We start from the raw sequence: 4,383 nt of genomic DNA, 5'->3' as shown, positions 1-4,383 counted from the left end.
TATGAATATTATTAACTATATTTTATCACCAGAGCTCTTAGAAACAAAAATAAAGAATCGACCAGCATTGGTCAATCCTTTAAATTATTACCTAATTAAAGTTGGAATATAAATTGTAGAGCCGTATACGAGGCCCGTACGTACGGTTCAATGAGAGGGAGATAGTCCTTTGCGATTATCTCTCTACTTTATTGAAAATGTGCTCTAAAATGGCTAGATACTTGTAAAATAGTAAGAATTGCATGATAATAAAAGAGATACATAAAATAAGTTGAAGGTGATTAAGGATGTTTCAAGTGAAGGTAATGAGAGGTTATAGTGAGCCTTGGTGGTTTTTTGAAGATTGGCAGGAGGATGTAATCAATAGCCAATCTTATCAAGGGCTAGCTACTGCTAAAATAGCTTTTAACCAATTAAAAGAAGAATATAAAGTGCAATTTGATCATATGAAAGCTAAGAACAATTACTGTATTGCCTTTTGGAACGATAATGATATTGAATTTTGTGAGGAATGCGATGATGATGTTCAAATTTTTACAGGAATTTTAATTGTAGATCAAAATAATCAATTAGTTATTGAGAAAGAAGTAGGTGAGAAGAGTGTCAAAGAAAGTTAAGAAAAAAACAAGTAATAAAAAGAAAAAAAAGACTAACAAAGAGAGTAATATATCGATTGAAGTCATTGGAATTATTATTATATTTATTAGTGTGATTGGTGTATTTCGTTTAGGTTATATTGGCTTGATGTTAACGAATTTATTTCGTTTTTTTGTAGGAAATAGTACCATAATTGCTTTTATGATTTTCATCATGTATGCTTTGTATTTTATTGTGAAGGGTAAGGAATTAGAGATCCCTCGAAATATTTTTTGGTCATTTTTGTTAGCTTATATAACATGGCTATTAATGAGTGATGCGATGGTATTTCAAGATATTTGGCAGCAAAATGAGACACCGATTGGGGCGACTTTAAATAATTTTGCTAGTGATTTTCAACAAGGTCAGATTGAAACGGATATGGCTGGTGGGATTATTGGGGCTTTATTATATACAGGAAGTCATTTTTTATTCGCTCAGATGGGGACCTATGCTGTGATTATTATGCTGGCTATTAGTAGTGTATTGATTTTTTTACAGATAGGTTTTTCAGAAGTAATGGTTAAAGTGAGGGAAAGCCTGTTAGATTTAGCTGATGTCTTTGTTCGTGAGGATAACGGGGACTATCAGTATGAAGAAGATGAAAAATATATCGAAGCTGAAAAAGAACGGAAAGCTAAAAAGAAAAATAAAACGAAAAGCGAAAAGAAAACTCCTCTTAAAAATGTATCATCAGTAGGACAATCTTTAAAAACTAGAAGTAAGCAATTTTTAGATGTGATTTTTGATGATGAGGAATTAGAAGCAGATAAAGCTAATGATGGTCAACAGCTAGATTATGAGCCTGAATTACCAATAATGGATAGTTTTAGTGATCTTGAACCTTTTAAAGATACCTATATACCTGTAGAACCGCCATATCCGGATTTTAATGAGTCGGAAGCCCATCCTGCTATTAAAGATAATAGGAATAGTGAAGATGCGTCTGAGGATACAGAATTGGGCGAATTAAATATGGGGGGGACTCCAGAAGACGATCACTATGAATTGCCACCATTATCCTTATTGAATCCAGTGCCAGTCAATGATCAAACTAGTGAAAAGAATACTGTGCGTAAAAATATGAAAATCCTAGAACAAACATTTGAGAGCTTTGGAGTCGATTGTAAGGTGATGGATGAACCTTTATTAGGACCAGCTGTAACCAAATATGAAATCAAACCAGCTATCGGGGTTAAAGTAAGTAAAATTGTAAATTTAAGTGATGATATAGCCCTAGCTTTAGCTGCCAAAGATATTCGTATTGAAGCACCAATTCCAGGTAAGCCATATGTTGGGATTGAAGTACCAAATAGTAAGACAAGTTTTGTATCATTTAGCGATGTTATTCAAGCGTCGCTACTATCTCCTAATAAATTAGATGTACCATTAGGACGAGATATTTCAGGTAATAGTCGTTTATGTGATTTAACGCGTATGCCACATATGTTAATTGCTGGTTCAACTGGTTCTGGTAAATCAGTCTGTATCAATGGTATTATCACAAGTATCTTAATGAAAACAAAACCTCATGAAGTCAAATTAATGATGATTGACCCGAAAATGGTTGAGTTAAATGTTTATAATGGCATTCCGCATTTATTAACACCAGTTGTAACAAATCCGAAAAAAGCTGCGCAAGCCTTACAAAAAGTTGTTGCGGAAATGGAAAAACGTTATGAACTATTTGCATCAATGGGCATGCGTAATATTGATGGGTATAATCAACATGTGGATCAATACAATCAAGAAATGGGACAAAATAATCCAAAATTACCGTATATCGTAGTAATCGTTGATGAATTAGCTGATTTAATGATGGTAGCTAGTAATGAAGTTGAAGATGCGATTATTCGTTTAGCACAAATGGCTCGCGCTGCCGGTATTCATATGATTTTAGCTACCCAACGTCCTTCAGTAGATGTTATTACTGGTATTATAAAGGCTAATGTTCCATCACGAATTGCCTTTGCGGTATCAAGTGGGACAGACTCTCGTACCATTATTGATGCTAATGGTGCTGAAAAATTACTTGGCCGTGGTGATATGTTATTTATGCCAATGGGTGAAAATAAACCAATTCGTGTGCAAGGAGCTTATATTACTGATGAAGAAGTTGAAAGAGTGGTCGAATTCGTTAAAAACCAACAAGAAGTAGAATATGTTGAAGAAATGATGCCAACAGATGTACCAAAACAAATGGATGGGGAACCAGAAGATGAATTATTCGGCGAAGCATTAGATTTATTAAAAGATTTAGAAACTGTTAGCACATCCTTTTTACAACGAAAATTCCGGATAGGATATAACCGTGCAGCGAGAATGATTGATGAATTGGAAGCTCGTGGGTATATCGGCCCATCTGAAGGAAGTAAGCCTCGTAAGGTTAATATTCAAGATTTTAGCGAACCAGAAGAAAAAAATGAAAACGCTGAAACGCTTGTAGAATCAACAAAAATCGATTAAAAAAATTAGTGAATTAAAATATGAATAAAATGTGACTATTCAAATGTAAGCGTTTGTGTTATTATGTTATTGGTAACGAATACCAAATAAATTTTTTTGGAGGTTTTTATTGTGAAAACAAGAAAAGAATTAGCATTATTAGCATTAACAGTCGGAGCTTCAGCAACATTGGTAGCATGTGGCTCAGAAAGCGGAACTGATACACCAGCACCAACTACTGATGATAAACCGGTTACTGCGGTTATCGTTACTGATGTTGGTGGGGTTGATGATAAATCATTTAACCAAGGCGCTTGGGAAGGTTTAACTGAATGGGGTAAAGAAAATGGTTTAGAAAAAGGAGCAGAAGGATACAACTACTTACAATCTAACTCTGACTCTGACTTTATTCCAAACTTAAACTTAGCAATCAATTCTAACTATGACATGATTTTTGGTGTAGGATATAAATTAAAAGATGCTATTGAAGAAGTAGCTAAAAATAATCCAGATGCACACTTTGCAATTATTGATGATTCAGTAGAATTACCAAACGTTGCTTCAGTAACATTTAAAGACCACGAAGCGTCATTCTTAGCGGGTGTTGCAGCAGCAGAAACAACTAAAACTAATAAAGTTGGCTTCATTGGTGGACAACATGGTGTTGTAATTGACCGTTTTGAAGCAGGATTCGTAGCAGGTGTTAAAGCAGTTAACCCTGATATTCAAGTAGATGTACAATATGCAGATTCATTCTCAGATGCTGCTAAAGGTAAAGCATTAGCTGATGCAATGTATGCAAATGATGTTGACGTAATTTTCCAAGCAGCAGGTAATGCTGGTACTGGTGTATTTACTGCAGCTAAAGAAATTGTTCAAGCAGATCCAGCAAAAAATGTTTGGGTTGTAGGTGTTGACCGTGACCAAACTGAAGAAGGTAAAGTTAGTGACGACCGTAATGTTACTTTAATTTCAACACTAAAAGGTGTAGGTACGGCTGTTAAAAACTTATCAAATGATGCTGTTAAAGGTGAATTCAACGGTGGTAAACAATTATACTTGGGACTTAAAGAAGACGGTGTAGGCGTATCTGAAGGTCAAATTTCTGACGAAGCAAAAGCAAAAATCAAAGAATTTAAAGAAAAAATTATCGCTGGCGAAGAAGTTGTTCCAGACAAACCAGCAGAATAAAAGACACAATAAAAAAGGCTCTTCGTCAAGTAGTGTTGTTGAGGAATTATTAAAAGAAATCTGAAAGATTTATATTAGGGCTTAGTGGACTTGTTTACCACACAAAAGAGG

At 34.6% G+C, this 4,383-nt stretch carries 3 protein-coding genes; all 3 read left to right on the top strand.

What is annotated here, in order from left to right:
* Positions 1 to 296: 296 nt before the first annotated feature.
* Complete coding sequence (locus BMX09_RS09515) at positions 297 to 617, top strand: DUF1033 family protein (RefSeq protein WP_281242692.1); 321 nt, start codon at positions 297 to 299, stop codon at positions 615 to 617.
* A complete protein-coding gene (locus BMX09_RS09510; RefSeq protein ID WP_245711167.1) occupies positions 601 to 3,102 on the top strand; it encodes an FtsK/SpoIIIE family DNA translocase in 2,502 nt (833 codons plus the stop codon). The genes BMX09_RS09515 and BMX09_RS09510 overlap by 17 nt, the downstream gene beginning before the upstream one ends.
* A gap of 111 nt (positions 3,103 to 3,213) precedes the next feature.
* Entirely contained in the window at positions 3,214 to 4,272 is a 1,059-nt protein-coding gene (locus tag BMX09_RS09505) for a BMP family lipoprotein (RefSeq protein ID WP_089748042.1), read from the top strand.
* Positions 4,273 to 4,383: the final 111 nt, after the last annotated feature.

Origin of the sequence: Granulicatella balaenopterae (assembly GCF_900111135.1) — a bacterium.
GTDB lineage: Bacteria > Bacillota > Bacilli > Lactobacillales > Aerococcaceae > Granulicatella > Granulicatella balaenopterae.
The sequence above is the reverse complement of the archived record's forward strand: the minus strand, read 5'-3'. Positions and strand labels throughout refer to the sequence as shown.